Raw genomic sequence first — 18,758 nt, forward strand, 5'->3', positions numbered from 1 at the left:
ACGAGACCTTGATCATGGACGACCGCCAATACGCCTTCCTGGCCAACCAACCTTGCGCTGCCCTGCAAAACCGCGAGCGGTTCTGGGGCATGCCCAAGCGCGGCCTGGCGTTTGTGTTGGCCAACGTCATGTTCTGGCAACCGATGTGGGCCCAGGCTGATGGCATCGTCGTCAGCGCACCGGGCACCGGCCTCAGCCAGGCAGGCAATGGCGTGCCCATCGTCAACATCGCTCGGCCCAACGGCAGCGGTCTGTCCCACAACCAGTTCAGCGACTACAACGTCGGCAGCAACGGCGTGATCCTCAACAACGCCACCGCCCGCACCCAATCCACACAACTGGGCGGGATCATCGTCGGCAACCCGAACTTCAACGGCGCGGCCGCCACCACCATCCTCAACGAAGTCAACGGCGGCAACCCCAGCCAGTTGCGCGGCTACACCGAAGTGGCGGGGCAGTCGGCCCGGGTCATCGTCGCCAACCCCTATGGCATCACCTGTAACGGCTGCGGCTTCATCAACACCCCGAAAGCGACCCTGACCACCGGCAAACCGGTCATTGAGAACGGCCAGGTGAGTCGCTATCAGGTCGACCAGGGCAGCGTCGCCATCGAAGGCGCGGGCCTCAACGCCAACAACGTCGACAGCTTCGAGATCATCACCCGTAGCGCGAAGATCAACGCCGAGATCCAGGCCAAGAACCTGACCATCGTCGCCGGGCGCAACGACGTCGATGCCGCCACCCTCAACGCCACCGCCCGCGCCGACGACGGCAGCGCCAAGCCGCAGCTGGCAATCGACTCCTCGGCCCTGGGTGGCATGTACGCCGGTGCAATCAAACTGGTGGGCACCGAGGCCGGTGTCGGGGTGAAGCTGGACGGGCAGTTGATCGCCAGTGGTGGAGATATTCAACTCGACGCCAACGGCCACTTGAGCCTGGCGCAAACCTCGGCCACCGGCGCGGTCAACGTCAAGGCCGCGAGCCTGGATGCACAAGGTCCGGTCTACGCCGGCACCACATTGAAGGCCCAGACCCAGGGCAACCTGAGCAATCAGCAGAGCCTTGCGGCGCGGGACAGCATTTCCCTGAGCGCGGGGGGGCAACTGACCAACAACGGCATTATCGAGGCCGGGGTTAATGCGGATAACACCCGTAATGCGGTGGGGGATGTGAGCCTGACGGCGCAGAGTCTGGTCAACAATGGCAAGAGCGTTGTGGCCAGTCGTAACCTGACGGTTAACGTTGCACAGACATTGAGCAACCAGGGCGGAACCCTGAGCGGCGCGCAAGCCACCACGGTCAATGCGGCGACCCTGGACAACCAAAACAAGGGACGGGTGCTCAGCAACAATACGCTCGACGTCACTAGCGAGACACTGCTCAACAGCCAAGGCACGGTCAGCAGCAACGGCAACCTGAAGGTCAATGTCAGGCAGCTGAATAACAACAGTGGCGAATTCACCGGCTTGAGCGGCATCACGTTGCGCGTTGCTTCGCTGGACAACGTGGCGGGTCTGGTCGCGGCGGGGCAGGGGTTGGATATCAACGCCAGCGGCCAAGTGAACAACCGCAGTGGCCGGCTCACTTCAAGCAAGAGCGTCCAGCTCAGCGCTGCGTCGATGGATAATACAGCGGGCCGTTTGCTCAGTGACGGTGCGCTCACCGCCAGCATTTCGGCGCAACTGCTGAACCAGGCGGGATTGTTTTCCTCGGCCGGACTACTGACGCTCAATGCGGCGAGCCTGGACAACCGTCAGAACGGCGTCGTCACCACAACCCAGGCGGCCAACCTTAACGTAGGCACGTTGGATAACCGCGGCGGCGAGGTGTCGAGCCAAGGCGTCCTGACGCTGACCGGCACCGGGCTGGATAACAGCAACAGCGGCAAACTGATTGCCTACGGCGACCTGCGCCTGACCCTGGAGCGCCTGACCAACCAGAGCCTAGGGTTGATCTCCACCCGAGGCGCCCTGGCGGTCAACGCCGGGCAGCTGGACAATCGCCAAGGCTCGCTTTACGCCCGGCAAGGGATGAACCTGGACCTGCGCGGACAACTGCTCAATGCCCAAGGCAGCCTCAAAAGCGATACCACCGCCAGCGTCAAAGCCGCCGGGATCACCAACGATGCGGGCCAGCTGACCAGCGTCGGTGCGTTGAACATCGACAGCGCGGCGACCCTGAGCAACCTGGGCGGTAACGTGATCAGCGGTGACACGCTGCTCCTGAAGGCCGGTCAGGTGAACAACGCCTCCGGCCGCATCGCCAGTGCCAAGGCTCTGACTGCCAGCGTCACCGGGCTGGCGCAACAGAACGGCCAGTTGGTCAGCAACACCAGCCTTTCCCTCGACCTCAACCACGGGCAGTTGGACAACCAGGGCGGGCTGATCAGCACCCCAGGTGCGCTGCTGCTGAACAACCTCACCGCCGTGGACAACCGCGACGGTGAGATCTCCAGCGACAAGGCCTTCAGCCTGAGCGCCGTCAGCCTGGACAACCGCACCGGCAAGATCGTCAGCAAGCAGGGCCTCGACCTGATCATCGCCCAGGCGTTGAACAACGCCCAAGGGCTGGTCTCGGCCAATGGCCTTGCCGTGCGCGCAGCCAGCCTGGACAACAGCAGCGGCACCTTGAGCAGCGACGCCGACCTGAGCGTGAACCTCAACGGCGCGCTGACCAACCTGGCGGGCGAGATCTCCAGCGCCGGCCTGACCCGGCTCAACGCGATGACCCTGAATAACCGCAACGGTCAGGTGCTGGGCGACAACGCCCTGAACATCGGCCTTGGTGGCGCGCTGGACAACCGCGAGGGCGTGCTCGGTTCGGGTAAGGTCGTGGACATCCAGGCTGCCAGCCTGAACAACAGCAACGCCGGGCAACTGATCAGCGACGGCAGCCTGAGCGCACGCATCAGCGGCCTGCTGGACAACCAGAACCAGGGCGAAGTGATTGCCAAAGGTGCACTGGACCTGCAAACCGGCAGCCTGGACAACCGCGGCGGTCGCCTCACCGGAATCGACCTGCTCACCGTGCGCAGCGATTCGCTCGACAACCGTGGCGGCAACGTGCGCGCCGACAAGGCGCTGCAACTGACGGTCGCGCAACTGGACAACCGCAACAACGGCATCATCACCGGCAAGGCCCAGGTCAACGTCCAAAGCACGCGGCTGGACAACAGCGGCGGCCTGCTGAGCAGCGTCGGCCCGCTGACTTTGAAGGCCGATGAGGTGCAAAACGGTCTTGGCCGCATCTCCAGCCAAACCGACCTCACCGCAGTGATCGATACCCTGCAACAGCAGGGCGGTGCACTGGTGGCGCAAGGCAACCTGAAGCTTTCCGGCAGCGTTCTGGATAACCGCAACGGCGGGTTGGTCGGCAGCACAAAAGCGCTGGATCTGCAGGTTGGACAGATCGATAACCGGGCGGGCGAAATGTCCGCAGGGCTGGGCGTCAAGGTCGGGGCTCAACGCCTGGACAACAGCGACGGCGGCAAACTGATTGCCGGCAACACGCTTGAATTGAAAGTCGCGCAACTGATCAACCAGGCCAAGGGCCTGATCCACGCCCAAGGCGGCCTCACGCTCACCGGCAGCACCCTGGACAACAGCGCCGGCTCGCTCAGCAGCCTGAATGCTCTGGTGACCACACTCGACAACGCACTGCTGAATAACAAAGGCCTGATCAGCAGCGAAGGTGAACTGACTGTCAACGCCGGTACCCTCGATAACACCGCCGGCAGCCTGGGCAGCGCCGGCGCGTTGTCGATTGTCAGCCAGGGCGGGTTGATCAACCAGGGCGGCTCCATCAGCACCGATGCCGGCCTGAGCCTCAACAGCGCCAGCCTGGACAATAGCCAAAAAGGCCTGGTCTCGGGCAGCGCTGCCACTGAAGTCCGCACTGGCGCTTTCAATAACAGCCAGGGCGGGCGCCTCACCTCGGGCAGCACCCTCACGCTCACGGCCACCCAGGTGAACAACGCCGCCGGCCGTATCGCCAGCAGTCAGGCCCTCACTGCATCGGTCACCGGTCTGGATCAACAGCAAGGGGAGCTGTTCAGCAACACCAGCGTCAGCCTGGACATGAACCAAGGCCAACTGAACAACCAGGGCGGTCTGATCAACGCGCCAGGCCTGTTGCTGCTGAGCAACCTCAAGGACGTCAACAACCAGGGCGGTGAAATTTCCAGCCAACTAGCGTTCACCCTGGCGGCGCGCAACCTCGATAACAGCGGTGGCAAACTGCTCAGCAATCAGGGCCTGATCCTTCGAACAATGCAGGCGCTGAACAACGCCAAAGGCATCCTCTCGGCTTCGTCCGTGGACAGCCACAGCGCCAGCCTGAACAACAGCGACGGCCTGATCAGCAGTCGCGATCAGCTCGATGTGACTGTCGATACGCTGCTCGACAACCAGCGCGGTTCGCTGATCGCCGACGGCGCGCTGACCGTGAACGCTGATCGTCTGGACAACCGCACCGCCAGCATCGCCGGCAAAGCCGGGCTCGACGTCACGGTCACTGCGCTGGACAACCGTCAAGGCACGCTGGTCAGCACCACGGACCTGACGTTGAAAGCGTCCAACCTCGACAACCGTCAGGCTGGTTTGATCGGCGCGACAAAAGCGCTGGATCTCAACGTTGACGATCTCGACAACCGTGGCGGCGAGCTGAGCGGCAACACCGGCGTCACGCTGGTGAGCAACAACCTCGACAACAGTGACAGCGGCCAGGTATTTGCCGGGCAAGCGTTGAAGCTCACCGTGGACAAACTGCTCAACCGCAACAAAGGCCTGCTCAGTGCCAAGACGCAGTTGAACCTCGATGGCGCTTCGCTGGACAACAGCGGCGGCTATCTGATCAGCCAGCAAAACCAGCGCGTCGATCTCAGTGGCGACCTGATCAACGCCAAGGGCCAACTCAGCAGCGAAGGCACTCTGGACGTCAGCGCCGCCAACCTGAGCAACGCTGGCGGCAGCCTGTCCAGCGCGGCCAACCTGACGGTTAAAAGCCTGGGCCGTCTCGACAACCTGGGCGGCGAACTGGTGACCGACGGCGCCTTGCTGCTCACCAGCGCGGCGCTGGACAACCGTCAGCAGGGCAGCATCAGCGGTAAAGGCGCGGTGAGCGTCAGCACCGGTGCGTTCAACAACAGCCAGAACGGACGTCTCAACAGCGCCAGCACCTTGAACCTCAACGCGGCCCAGGTCACCAACCAGGACGGCGGCCGCATCGGCAGCCAAGGCGCGCTGACGGCCTCGGTGTCCGGCCTGGATCAACAGGGCGGCCAGCTGTTCAGCAACACCTCGCTGAGCCTGGATCTGAACAACGGCCAGCTCAACAACCAGAACGGCCTGATCAACGCCCCCGGCACGCTGCTGCTGAAAAACCTGCTCGGCGTGAACAACCAGGGCGGTGAAATCTCCAGCGCCCAAGCCTTCACCCTGACGGCACAAAACCTCAACAACGATGGCGGCCGGCTGCTCAGCAACCAGGGCCTGACCCTGCGCATCGCCCAGGCGCTGAACAACGTCAAAGGCCTGATCGGCGCGGCCAGCGTCGATGTCCGTGGGCAAAGCCTGAACAACAACGGCGGCACCCTGACTAGCCGTGGCAACCTCGACCTGACGGTCGAGCAACAGCTGGACAACCAGGCTCAGGGCCTGATCAGCGCTGCGCAACGGCTGACCCTCAACAGCGGCAATCTGAACAACCAGGGCGGCAGCGTGCTGGCGAGCGGCGCGCTGGTCTTAAACGCCACGGCCCTGAACAACAGCGCCAACGGCCTGATCAATGCCCAATCCAATCTGACCCTGGGCGCCGATTCGCTGGATTCCAGCGACGGCGGTGAAGTGTCGGCCAAGGGCGACCTGTACCTGACCCTGGCAGCGCTCAGCCTAAACGGCGGGCGTTTGCTGGGCGAACAAGCCCTGACGCTGAACCTCGGCGGGCATGACCTGAACAACCGCAATGGCCTGATCACCGCCAAAGGCCAACTGGCCGTCAACGGCCTGCGCAATCTGGATAACCAGGGCGGCGAAATCTCCAGCAGCCTGGGTTTCAACCTCGGCGGCCAGACGATCGATAACAGCGGCGGCAAGCTGATCAGCAGCCAGACCCTCGGCGTGACCGGCACCACCCTGATCAATCAGAACGGCCTGATCTCCGGCTGGCAGGGGCTTGACATCAACGGCACCAGCCTCGACAACCGCAACAACGGCACGCTCTCCAGCCGTAACGCAAACCTCGGCGTCACCCTCAGCGGTGCACTGCTCAACAGCGGCGCCGGTGCGTTGGTCACCCAGAAAAACCTGACCGTCAACGCGGCCAGCCTGGACAACCGTGGCGGCATCCTCTCCAGTGGCAGCGACCAGACCCTGACCGTCACCGGCGGTCCGCTGAACAACGCCCAAGGCGGCCTGATCGACAGCGGCGCCACCCTGGTCATGAACGCCATGACCCTGGGCAACGCCAGCGGCACCATCAACGCACAGAGCGCCCTGAACTTCACCGGCACCAGCCTGGACAACAGCGGCGGCAACCTGATCGGCAACGCCGCCGTCACCCTGGACCTGCTCGGTGCCCTGACCAACACCAACGGCAAGCTCGCCAGCGTCGGCCCCCTACGGGTCGAGCGCGCCACGCAGATCAACAACCAGGGCGGCCAGATCGCCAGCCAAGGCCTGCTGACCTTGCTCACCGGTGGCCTGGACAACCGCAATCGCGGCGCCGTCGCGGCCAATGATCAACTGATCCTCAACACCACCGGCGCGGTACAGAACGACGCGGATGGCTTGATCTACAGCCAGAACAGCGGTGTGCAGATCGACGCGGCCAACTTCAGCAACGGCAAAGGTGTCGTACAAAGCCAGGGCGCGCTGAAGCTCACCCTGACCGGCGACCTCGACAACCAGAGCGGCCGCCTCCAAGCCAAGGCCGGTGACGTGACGGTCGTCGGGCGCAACCTGGACAACCGTGGCGGCGTGCTCGCCAGCGTCCAAGGTCTGCTCACCACCCAACTGAGCGGCGTGCTGAAAAACGGCTACGACCTGAACAACAACCGCCAGGGCGGCATCACCCAGGCCCAGCGCCTGAACCTGATCGCCCTGGGCGGCCTCGACAACTACGGCGGACGCATCTCGGCGCAGACCGGCGACGTCACCGTCACCACCCGCAACTTCGACAACCGCAACGGCGGCCTCTATGCCAAAGGCAAGGTCAACGTCACGGGCAACGATTTCGACAACAGCGGCGACAACGACGGCCAGATCGCCGGCAGCCAGATCGATCTCAACCTCACCGGCGCGTTGAACAACCGCCTGGGGATTATCGAGAGCGACAGCACCCTGGCGATCAGGGCGGCGAGCCTGGATAACCAGACCGGGCAGTTGCGTGCCTTGGGCAACAGCGGCACGACCAACTTCCAGATTGGCGGGCTGTTCGATAACCGTAACGGCACGCTGGAAACCGCCAACAACGGCCTGATCCTCAACGCCGCCAACTTCCAGAACCTGGGCGGTCGTCTGTTGCACGCGGGCAGCGGCGACTTTGACATCTCCACCGCCAACCTCACCAACGCCGGCGGCAGCCTCGTCACCCGCGGTGGCTTGACGCTGACAGCTGACAGCTGGACCAACAGCAGCGTCATCCAGGCCGGGCGGCTGACGGTCAATGTGAACAACCTGACTCAGACCGGGACGGGGCAATTGCTGGCTTCTACCAGTTTGGTGGGGAGTGGGGGAAATTGGAGTAACGATGGGCTGATTGCCAGTGATGGGTCGATCAGTCTGGTGTTGGGGGGGAGTTATGGGGGCAACGGGCGGATGTCGAGCCTCGGTGGCATCGACCTGGCTGCGGCCCAACTGAATCTGGGCGCGGCTTCCAGCATCGCTGGCGGTGGCGACACCACGGTAAATATCGGCGGACAACTGAGTAACGCCGGGCGTCTGACCTCCAACGCCAACCTGACCGTCCAGGCCGCAAGCCTCATCAATTCCGGGACCCTGGGGTCGGCCCGGAACCTCGTGTTGAAAACACCTTCGTTGCTCAATGACCGCGGGCTGGTATTCAGTGGTGCGGACATGACGTTGGGCGTGAGCAGCTTTACCAACCAGAGCGGTGATCTTTACGGGTTGGGTAATGTTGTCATCGCAGGCTATGGCGGCGCGCAAAGGGCTGCGGGTGTCTACAACATTTCTGGTTCGATGGAGAGCGGTAGCGGATTCACGATCAACGCTGACGCATTTGAGAATCGCACCTCAGGCGCGGTGATGTCAGGTGACCGAAAGCTGATATCGGGGCTCATTGCCGGTAGCTGTGGTGACTGCGTGGGGGATTACTACAGCATCTACATCATGGCGCGTGAAACCTTCCAAAGCACTGACAACGATTCCAGCGCTTCTGCTGTGCTCAGCGTCGGCAAGGATTTCACATTCCAGGGCGGGAGTTTTCTCAACAGCAAGAGCACGGTCGCAGCAGGCGGCAACATCAACATCACCGCTGACACCCTCAAGAATATAGGCGCACAAAGTGGGACTATCGAACGCACCACGTCATATGTGTTTGACCTGACCGATGGCGGCACCGGGCGTTTCTTCTCCAACGTCGTGATGCCATACAACCAGCGCAACAATCCTGACTTTCCGAATGTGTACTACGTCGTTGTCGGGATTGAACATCCGATCCGCAAAGCTATCGCTGAATCCTTTGAAGACATAGATACAGAGGGAAATTCGGTACCGGTCGTGCAGCTCAGAGACGCTGAAACCGGCGAGGTTGTCAGCGCGCGGCGCTATGGCCGAGGGTTATCTGGGCTGAGCTATGGCTTCGAAACCTCAACACCATCCCTGTATGACCCGAATAATCTGGTCGCTCTGCCGAGCCAATTGACTCAGTACACGCCACAGTCTGTTGTCGAAGTCGCCGTAGACAACACCGGTGCCGCCAGTACCTCCACCATCCGCAACGCCGTTATTCAGGCCGGCGGTAACGTCTCGATCACCGCCACCAAAGACCTGCAGAACAGCGTCATCCATGAGGACTACACCGCCAGCGGCGGTACCAACAAGGTTGCAGACACCAGGACAAGCGGAACCGGCATCGCCGTCGTCAGGATTAACAATCAGCTGCCCCCTGATCGCGCCCAGCAGCAGGTGAACCCACTGAGTCTTCCTGGCTTCGCCTTGCCTACCGGGCAGAACGGTTTGTTCCGTTTGAGCGGGCAGGGCGGCTCGGTTCAACAGGCCACCCAGGCCAGCACCGGTTCGCAGAACTGGAGCATGGGCAGCGCCTCGATCAGCACCAGCCAGCGCCAGCAAGACCTGCCTGATGCGCAGGCTCGTAATATCCAGGTAGGTGCTGCTGCGGCGGTGGGCACCAGTGATCGGCAACTGGGCCTGATCACTCGTCAAGCCGACGACAGCAACGTGAGAGCCAGTGCGCTCAACGTCGGTGCCCCCGTAGAAGGCAGCCACTCACTGCCAATGCCGAGTCGCAACAGCGGCGTTGGCACCGGGACTCAAGTGGCCGCCGTGAATGTCACCGGCACAAACATACTCCCAACGGCCCAGGTCGTCCCACAGGTGGGCAATGCGGTTGACACACCAGCCTCCAGCCAGGCGGTCGTGCGCGTTCAAGGGGTACCGGAGACGTCTTTCACGACCAACCCGCAAAAATACCTGATCGAAACCAACCCCGTGCTCACCGAACTCAAGTCGTTCATGAGCTCGGACTACCTGCTGCAAAACCTCGGCTACGACCCGGACCAAAGCGCCAAACGCCTGGGTGATGGCCTCTATGAACAGCGCTTGATCCAACAAGCGGTCGTCGCCCGCACCGGCCAGCGCTTCATCGACGGCCAGACCAGCGACGAAGGCCTCTTCAAGTACCTGATGAACAACGCCATCGCCAGCAAACAGGAACTCGGTTTGTCAGTAGGGGTAACGCTGACATCCGAGCAAGTCGCGGCGCTGACCCACGACATCGTCTGGCTCGAAGAGCATGAAGTGAATGGTGAAAAAGTCCTGGTGCCGGTGCTGTACCTGGCCCAGGCCGAAGGTCGCCTCGGCCCTACCGGAGCGCTGATCGCCGGTAACGACGTGACACTGATCGCCGGCCAGAACCTCGATAACGTCGGCACCCTGCGCGCCTCCAACAATCTGTCGGCCACGGCCGGCAAAGACTTGGTCAACAGCGGCTTGATCGAGGCCGGTAATCGTCTGGATGTATTGGCGGTGAACAACATCGTCAACAAGTCCGGCGGGATCATTGCCGGTCGCGACGTGAACATGACGGCGCTCACCGGCGACGTGCTAGTCGAGCGAACCCTCACGTCATCCGAAAACAGCACCCGTTTCGGCAGCCAGCATCACGACTATGCGGACAACGCCGCACGGATAGAAGCGGCCAATGACCTTACGATGGGCGCCGGGCAAGACATCAACGTGATCGGCGGCGTGCTGCAAAGCGGTCGCGACATGAAGCTGGACGGCGGCCGGGACGTGAACCTGTTGTCCACACAGCTCACCAACAGCGAGTCCCGAGGCCGCCGATACAACAGCAGCGATGTCACCCAACTGAGCACTACCGTCGAAGCCGGACGTGACTTCTCCGCCCAGGCCGGGCGTGACATCAACGTCATTGCCAGCCAGGTCGATGCCAAGCGCGACATTGCCATGAGCGCCACGCAGAACCTCGGCATCAGCTCGGCGGCGGATGAAGACCACTACTCGTCCAAAAGTAAGAAGGTCACTGTTCAGAAGGACCACGTCGAACAGATCGGCAGCGCCATCACCGCCGGTGGTGACGTGACGCTAGGGGCTGGAAAAGACATGGCCGTCATCGCCAGCCGCATCAGCGCCGGGGATGAAGCCTATCTGGTGGCGGGCGAAAACCTCGACGTGTTAGCTGCGCAGGACAGTGATTATTCGCTGTATGACAAGAAGAAAAAAGGCAGCTTTGGGAAAAAACAGACCAAGCATGACGAGGTGACCAAGGTCAAGAACGTGGGGAGCGAGATCACCACGGGGGGCGATCTGACGTTGGTCAGTGGGGATGACCAGCGGTATCAGGCTGCGAAGTTGAACAGTGGGGATGACCTGACTGTACAGAGTGGAGGGGCGATTACCTTTGAGGGTGTGAAGGATCTGGTTCAGGAGAGCCATACAAAGAGTAAATCCAGCATGGCCTGGAACTCGATGAAGGGCAAAGGCCATACGGACGAGACCTTGATCCAAAGCCAACTTGTCGCTCAGGGAAACTTGGTCATCAAAGCGGTCGATGGCTTGAACATCGATATCAAGAATATCAACCAGAACACGGTCAGTCAGACCATTGATGCGATGGTTAAAGCTGACCCTCAGTTGGCTTGGCTCAAGGAGGCCGAACAGCGTGGCGATGTTGACTGGCGGTTGGTGAAAGAAACTCACGAGTCGTTCAAGTACAGCAGCTCCAGCCTTGGGCAGGGGGCTATGCTGGCGATCATCATCATCGTCACCGTACTGACGGCGGGGGCAGCGAGTGCGGCAGTGGGAACCGCTGCCGGCGCAACAGCCGGTTCAGGTACGGCGATGGCGGCAGCCGGTACGGCAACAGCCTCCGCGGTGGCGGGCGGAGCTGCAGTCGGTTCGACAGTTGGGGCGGGGTTGGGGAACTTAATGGCCTCAGCCGTCCTGACATCTGCGGCCAGCGGCGCGGCAGTCAGCGCAATTAATAACCAAGGTAACGTTGGCGCAGTTTTCAAAGACGTATTTTCATCCGAGAGTCTGAAAGGCTACGTGCTGGCGGGTGCGACAGCGGGTATCGCCTCGCAGTTCGGGTTTAGCCCTACGGATCTGAAATTTGATCTCGCCAGTGCACAAAACGTGGCTATAAAAGTGGCCGCCGACGCCGCCGCCAAGACGGTGATCACTGGCGGAAGCCTGAAAGACAATCTGATTGCGTCTGCATTGGGTTCGGCGATCAGCATTGGTGGGGCGGTTTCGGCTAATAAAATTGGTGATATCACCGTCTTTGACAATGGCAAGCTTTCCAAAGTGGTGATGCATGCCGCGTTGGGTGGATTGATGGCGGAAGCCATGGGAGGGGACTTCCGTACAGGCGCCATCGCTGCTGGCGCGAACGAGGCGTTGGTAGATGCCCTTGCCGACAAGTTATTGCCGGTCGGAGTAGATCGAAATAGCGTGGAGTACCAACAAGGCGTAAGCAAGTTGTTGGGCGCTTCTCAGCTGATTGGTGTATTGACGGCGGCGTTTACGGGCGGGGATGCATCCGCCGCTGCTGCGGTAACGGCAAACGCAACGCAGTACAACAATCTCAATCATCAGTCAGCAGAGCGTCTGCTTAAAGAGCTTCAGGGGTGTCGGGCGACTGAAGGGTGTAGCGCACAGAACATCCGCGAGATCGTTGGAAAGTACGAAGAGCTATCTGCCCAGCGTTCCATGGCCATCAACGCCTGTGAAAGTAGAGCGTGTGTGGAGGCGATCCAGCAAAGCGCGGTTTCTTTGGACGCCCCTGTCGCCAAGGACCTGATGGACTTCCTGCGGCGTAATGTTTCTTATGACATGGCCGGGCTTCTCACGGGAAATCCAGGGGCGGTTGCCGTTCCGTCACAAGGTGTAGATGGTTGGGGAGCGCTTTTTACCTCAGATAAGCAAATGGCGTTTGCGAAGAACCTCAAGGAAGGTTGGCTGACGCCGGATGAGTTGGCAGGGGTCGATCAGTGGGCCAAGGAGACCAGTTGGCTTGATCAACAGGCTGGACGGCAGTTGTCGCTGGACGAACGGGTGACATTGCTGACCGAGCTGAAATTTACGCTTGGTATGGCGATTCTGGGTAAAAGTCCGGTAGTTGCAGGTGTTGGTGGTCCAAAAGGCACTGAAATACCGTCCGTAGTTAACAAACCACTAGGCTTGGGTTCGACAGGCAGATCTACGCCTGCTAATTTGAATGAACAGCTCGCTATGGAGCAGGCTATTTCAAATCCAGCGGCTGGACGTACGCTACCTGTTCCTATGACTGACCCTCGATGGCCGGCTGCTGATGGTTGGGTAAAGTCAGCCCAAAATATCAATGGTATTGAAATCCATTACGTCAGAAACTCCATTACTGGAGCCATTGATGATTTCAAATTTAAGTGAGTAAATACATGTTGGCGATTTGTAAGTCTAGCCTTGGTGATGCTATTCCACTATCGAAGCGGTATTTGGGTGAGGTTGATCAAACTGATTACTCTCCGTTAACGGTTGGTGAAAGTTACGTCGTATACGCTTTATTATTTATTTTCGATCGGGTGGATTTTTTAGTGAGAGCACCTGGTCAGCCACCGTTCTGGGCTCCGAGCTATATGTTCGACTTGATAAACTCAGAGGTTCCAGCAGGTTGGGAGTTCTGTATTACTCAGTCGACCACTGACTATAAGGCTCTTTTTGATGCGTTCGGAATTAGCTATATTTTTGGGTATTCGTTGTTGGTTAATGAGTATCAGCATTATGTAGGCCTCGTTGAGCGAGAACCACAAGAGGTACATCGGTTTTTGGAGAGGGTGCAGGTGTATAAAGAGGACTGAATTTTGTAACTTGTTGGAGCAAAAGGGGGGAGCTGGGGATGTAGCCAAAGAAACTGATACCCTTGCGAGCGATGCAAAAGGGGGGGCTGCTTGGGATAACGCTATACCTAAAGCTGACGGAGACTTAGGGTATCTCCCGCCTGTCCGGCAAAACTATGTTAAAGATGTTTATGATTTACAGGGACTGTGGATAAGATGCGTGCTCGCGGTGCGAGCGCGGAAGACATTGCAAAGTATGCGAATGGCGCAAGGAACGAGCTGAAAATGAAGTACAGGGAGGGGGAAAGGTGGACAGACCACGTTTTCCGTTGCGTTAAGAAGGATAGCTGGGCAGGCAAGTGATGCATTTTGATTGATAGAAATAGCAGGACATAGTTAAAGGCTATGTTTTCTCTGACGTTGGCTAAGCTTTCGACTCGACAAGTATGAAAGGAGTCACCATGCCACGCAGAGCACGTGTAGTGATGCAAGGCGTACCCTTACATCTAATTCAACGAGGGAACAACAGAACGGCTTGCTTCTACTCAGATGAAGACTATCTCTTTTTTATAGAGCTGCTTGCTGAGCAGGCTAGCAAAAGTCGTTGTGAGGTTCATGCATTTTGCTTAATGACTAATCATGTTCACTTACTAGTTGGCCCTCAGGAGCAAAGCAGTGCAGCTTCGCTTATGAAGGGGGTAGGGCAGAAATATGTGCAGTATGTGAATCGTACATATGGACGAAGTGGGACTTATGGGAGGGCGCTTCCGTTCCTGCCTTGTTCAAAGCAATAGCTATGTATTAGCTTGCTATCGTTATATTGAGCTGAATCCTGTTCGGGCGAAAATCGTCGCACATCCCGCAGAATATCGTTGGTCGAGTTATCGCGCTAATGCACAGTCAGAGTTTTCGCACTTCATTACACCACACATTCAGTATCTGTCTCTTGGCGGGGCAGATATATCGACTGCTGAAGCATACAGAGAGCTTTTTAGAAGTGAGCTGGAAATAGGGCTGGTAGACCAAATTCGGTCTGCCACCAACGGAAACTATGTGCTTGGGAGTTCACGATTTGCTGCTGAAATTGAAGCTATGATCGGACGTCGAGTTCAGCGAGGATCCCCAGGGCGCCCGGGGAAAAATTCAGTTTCTTAGCTGGAAAACGTGGTCAGTCCCCGTTTTCTGCTATCCTCTGGAAGTGCTAGTGGTGGTCCAAAAGCAACATCGATTGAGTTTTTGCCGAAAGCTACGCGGAATAGCGCAGGGCAGATAGAGGCGAACATTAGTCAGAGCGGCGCCATAAAGACCCTTGAGTCTAATGGTTTTAAAAAGACAATTTCTCAAGATGGCTCAGTTACTGTATTAACTAATGGAGAGAAGACCTATCGATTCTATCCATCTTCAACGTCAACAGGGCAACCTTCCGCGTCGTTGACTATAGAAGGGGTGAAAAAACCAACTGCGAAAATCAGGTTTTCAGGAGAGTAGTCATGGCTGTTTTGAAAGTTGAAGATGAAGATTTGAATTGTTTTCTTGATAGGCTGTCAAGGGTGATAAATTTTAATAAAGACTTGCCGATGAATGTTTTTGTTGGTGGTGGATTTCTGTTTTGGTTTTTTGAGAGGCCATTGCTCTGTTTTTTTGAAATCTTTTCGGGATTGGTATGGAATAGCGTTTCCAGCTATAAGTCGGATGTATTTATAAAGTTTTCAGGAGGCGAGCGATTAGGTAACTCTTGTTTTTCCTTCGATGGAAGCGATTTAGAGAAAGATGTTTATTGGTTAAATAAAAAGTTTGAAAGTTTTTTTGATGGAGCAGTTAGTTATCCAATAGTTCTATGCGAAAGCGCGTGCAAATGGGTTGCCTTTGAAAGCGCATATGAGGAATTTGGCGTTGTTGCTGTGAAAAAATCAGAGCTTCAAGAGGGTTTCTACGAGTATTTAAGCTCAAATTTGATCTCGATGGATGAGCTGGCTGAGCTGGCATCCGGCCGCACCGCGGAAGGTATAATCGCAAAGGCTCTGATTTCTTCCTATTCTAGCTAGTCGGGGAAGAAAGGGGGACAGACCACGTTTTCCGTTGCGTTAAGAAGGATAGCTGGGCAGGCAAGTGATGCATTTTGATTGATAGAAATAGCATGACATAGTTAAAGGCTATGTTTTCTCTGACGTTGGCTAAGCTTTCGACTCGACAAGTATGAAAGGAGTCACCATGCCACGCAGAGCACGTGTAGTGATGCAAGGCGTACCCTTAAATCTAATTCAACGAGGGAACAATCGAACGGCTTGCTTCTACTCAGATGAAGACTATCTCTTTTTTATAGAGCTGCTTGCTGAGAGCGAAAAGGGGACAGATTTATTTTTCAATCATCTGCTACGCTGAAGACTTCCAAGGATGGAGGAGCCTAAATATGCCCAGAATGGGACGTATTGTTTTACCAAACTACCCGCACCACGTAGTACAGCGGGGCCATAACCGACAGGTAGTGTTTGCAGCGGCAGAGGATTATCAGCGCTATCTATCTGATCTGCGCGAGCTAAAAGATGCTTTCGGGGTAAAGGTCTATGCCTATTGCCTGATGACGAATCATGTCCATTTGTTGCTGGCTCCGGGTGAATCGACCGTTGGGCTGGGACAGTTAATGAAAGCGTTGGCTGCTCGTGCAACGCGCTATCGAAATCGATTGGAAGGGCGTTCAGGCACCTTGTGGGAAAGCCGTTACAAATCCAGCGTAGTGCAGTCGGATTCATATTTGCTCGCCTGTAGTCGTTACATTGAATTGAATCCTGTATGCGCTCGCATGGTCGCCGATGTCGCAGACTATGCGTGGTCGAGCTTTTGAAACCGGGTAAGTGATGAGCCTGATGGGCGCTGGTTAGATGCTGATCCATGCTTCTTGGCCTTGGCTGATACCCCGCTGGAGCGGCGGCTTCGGTATGAGGAATATGTGCGCCAAGCCATTCCTTGTGATCAGCTTCGATTGATCCGCGATGCTTTGCAGCGAGGCCAACTGACGGGTACAAGCCGTTTCGTAGACGAGGTGGAACGAATTGTTGGCGTGCGGATAGAGCAGCGAGGGCAGGGGCGGCCAAGGACTGAGGTAGAAAAATAAATCTGTCCCCTTTGTATACGTTTTTACGCCCCCCTTTTCCGAATTTTCATAACCGGAGCCTTGCCGCCGGTCCCTTCCAATCGGGCGTTCATTGGACCATTGATTAGTGCAATCAACTACAAGGCCTTCTCCCGCATATCCAATCCAGGCGTTGAGTGTCTTGAGGTGAGAATACAAGCGGCGCCAGGATCTCCTGTTCACCCGAGCTACCCGTCAGCGGCGCGGAGTCACCCATTGTGATCCGCGACGCTGCCTTCATGATCCACCTATCTACATTGGCATCGCCCGAACCTTTGATCATCGTGACCTGAGGCGCACCGCTGTCTGACTTGAAGCGGTAGGACAACTTCACGTTCTTAGCTTCGCCCGTAGCATTGACTGCTTCGAACACTTCCCGAACAGCCATACGGCGGCTCTGCTGCTTGAGGAAACTCGTGATCCAAAGTTGCTGATACCGCTTCGCCTGCACCTCATTAAGCGGCTGCCCCTGTTTGCGCAAACGGTTCATCGCCTCCCAGGCATCATCGCGACAGTACTTCACCGACTCCAGATAGAGTGCCAAGGCACCAGGCAGATCCTGCGGGCCACCTTTACCTTCCTCCATCAATCGCCCCAGCGCCAGCACGGCATTCTTGCCCGAGAGGCGATAGAGTTCGCGGGCCTTGGCGTAGTCCACCGGCTCACCTTCACCGCGCTCCGCCATCTGCCCGAGTAGAATATTCGTGGCCGGGTCCAGCACGGCAGACTCGACGAACAGCGCCCGGGCCTTACTGAAATCTTGATCGACGCCGTATCCTCCTTCCTGATACATCTTACCCAGCATTGCCTTGCACGTAGCATTTCCATAATTGGCATAGCGTTCGATGTAAAGCAGATTGTCCCGCTCGAAGGGTTTCTTACCTGCGATCATCATGCATCGCAAGCCAACAAGTGAAGAGTCGAAATCGGTCGGTCGGGTCAGGCTCTGACAGCCCGTGATCGCGGCCAAAAGCAGCAGGAGAGACAGAGTTTTGAACATGGCTTCCATGCGTCCGTTGAAATAAAACAGGAGGCATTATGCTATCAATCACACGGTCGAGCCATAGATGTTCTGATGTGTGATGTCCAGAGCGTTCACGGTAAGCTCTCCCAGGCAGCGATGACGTTTGAAGTGTAGATGGAAGCTCAATAAGTTATTTTGCGAACAGCACACTAGGAGGACAGATCTTAAAGTGAAATATTGCCTGCTAGGCTACTCACCTAAGCATCTTGATTGGCGCGGATAGGAAAGCTCGCTTTTGCATGATCAACGCAGGTTGGATGAGTTGTTCCCATTTTTACGGGATGGGCTGGTCTCGCTGGGCAATTCGGTCATTTTCTTGGCGTGTGTTATCACTGCCGTAGCTTTGTCGATATAGCTAGCATTGCCGGTTTCCAAGGCATCGCTCATGAATTCCGAAATGGCTTCGGACGTGTTGAGGTATTCGGTGGGGTTGAACTCTGTGAAAGTCTTAGTCATGTGTTCTCCGTGCCTGCATTACGCGGTTCATCTCATCCTCTGATGGCATCTTTGCTTGTAGAAACCTTAAAACGGGCGACCCTCAGGCCGCCCGTTTCCATTACTCCGCCGCTTGCGCCCGCAAGCGTCTCCAATCACGTCCATCACATCACACCCATCGCGCAGCGATATCGTCAGCATTTTGCAGAAATCGGTAAGCACCAACGTGTCGGAGCTGATATCCGAGCGGAAGGCGATGTTCTCAAGCAGCTGTGTCACAGTGCGGATGCGGTAGTCGGCGGTTTCGAAGAGGACGTCGAGTGGGGCTTCGGTGTCGATCAGCAGGGTTGCTGGGGTGATGTCGATACCGGTGATAGGCATGTATCGGGTCATAAGTTGTAGCCTCGTTTGATTTAGTGAGAGCTACTCGTTAGCAGGTCGCCAAACCTGAGCCGCCATTGGGGCGACGGGGGACTATAAGCTTCCTGTTCCAAACGCCGCAAGCCACCGCTTTCCGAGCTTTATGTAGGAACTCTGACCTGCATGCGGTCGGGTTTTTGACTGCGTTGGGGCAGGCAAAGCGGGCGCCTGCTTCGCAGTCGAGCGGGAGCAAGCTCCCTCGCCACAGGCGGTGC

Annotated in this window: 6 protein-coding genes and 2 pseudogenes; 5 read left to right on the forward strand and 3 right to left on the reverse strand. The window is 57.6% G+C overall.

The genetic code is table 11. From position 1 onward, the window contains the following. Positions 1 to 14 precede the first annotated feature (14 nt). The 5 genes and pseudogenes from ACLEJR_RS16080 to ACLEJR_RS16100 all read left to right on the forward strand — a co-directional run bounded on the left by ACLEJR_RS16080 (position 15) and on the right by ACLEJR_RS16100 (position 16,646). Positions 15 to 13,127 (forward strand): two-partner secretion domain-containing protein, encoded by a 13,113-nt coding sequence (locus tag ACLEJR_RS16080; RefSeq protein ID WP_440815004.1) that lies wholly within the window; start codon positions 15 to 17, stop codon positions 13,125 to 13,127. Positions 13,128 to 13,135: 8 nt separating this feature from the next. Next, entirely contained in the window at positions 13,136 to 13,555 is a 420-nt protein-coding gene (locus ACLEJR_RS16085) for a hypothetical protein (RefSeq protein ID WP_440815006.1), read from the forward strand. Positions 13,556 to 14,019: 464 nt separating this feature from the next. Further along, on the forward strand, positions 14,020 to 14,328 hold the full coding sequence (locus ACLEJR_RS16090) for a transposase (protein WP_440815032.1): 309 nt from the start codon (positions 14,020 to 14,022) through the stop codon (positions 14,326 to 14,328). A gap of 696 nt (positions 14,329 to 15,024) precedes the next feature. After that, positions 15,025 to 15,579, forward strand: a complete 555-nt coding sequence (locus tag ACLEJR_RS16095; protein ID WP_440815007.1) for a hypothetical protein — start codon at positions 15,025 to 15,027, stop codon at positions 15,577 to 15,579. A 365-nt stretch (positions 15,580 to 15,944) separates the two neighbouring features. After that, positions 15,945 to 16,646, forward strand: a pseudogene (locus tag ACLEJR_RS16100) (transposase). A gap of 112 nt (positions 16,647 to 16,758) precedes the next feature. Here the strand turns inward: ACLEJR_RS16100 and ACLEJR_RS16105 are convergent. From ACLEJR_RS16105 to ACLEJR_RS16115, 3 genes and pseudogenes are all read right to left on the reverse strand, one after another. After that, complete coding sequence (locus tag ACLEJR_RS16105; RefSeq protein WP_440815009.1) at positions 16,759 to 17,664, reverse strand: tetratricopeptide repeat protein; 906 nt, start codon at positions 17,662 to 17,664, stop codon at positions 16,759 to 16,761. Positions 17,665 to 17,931: 267 nt separating this feature from the next. Further along, positions 17,932 to 18,144: a hypothetical protein gene (locus tag ACLEJR_RS16110; RefSeq protein WP_440815010.1), complete on the reverse strand. Its 213-nt coding sequence runs from the start codon at positions 18,142 to 18,144 to the stop codon at positions 17,932 to 17,934. Between the two features lie 100 nt (positions 18,145 to 18,244). After that, positions 18,245 to 18,516, reverse strand: a pseudogene (locus ACLEJR_RS16115) (hypothetical protein). Positions 18,517 to 18,758: the final 242 nt, after the last annotated feature.

The organism is Pseudomonas sp. SMN5 (genome assembly GCF_052041925.1).
Lineage (GTDB): Bacteria > Pseudomonadota > Gammaproteobacteria > Pseudomonadales > Pseudomonadaceae > Aquipseudomonas.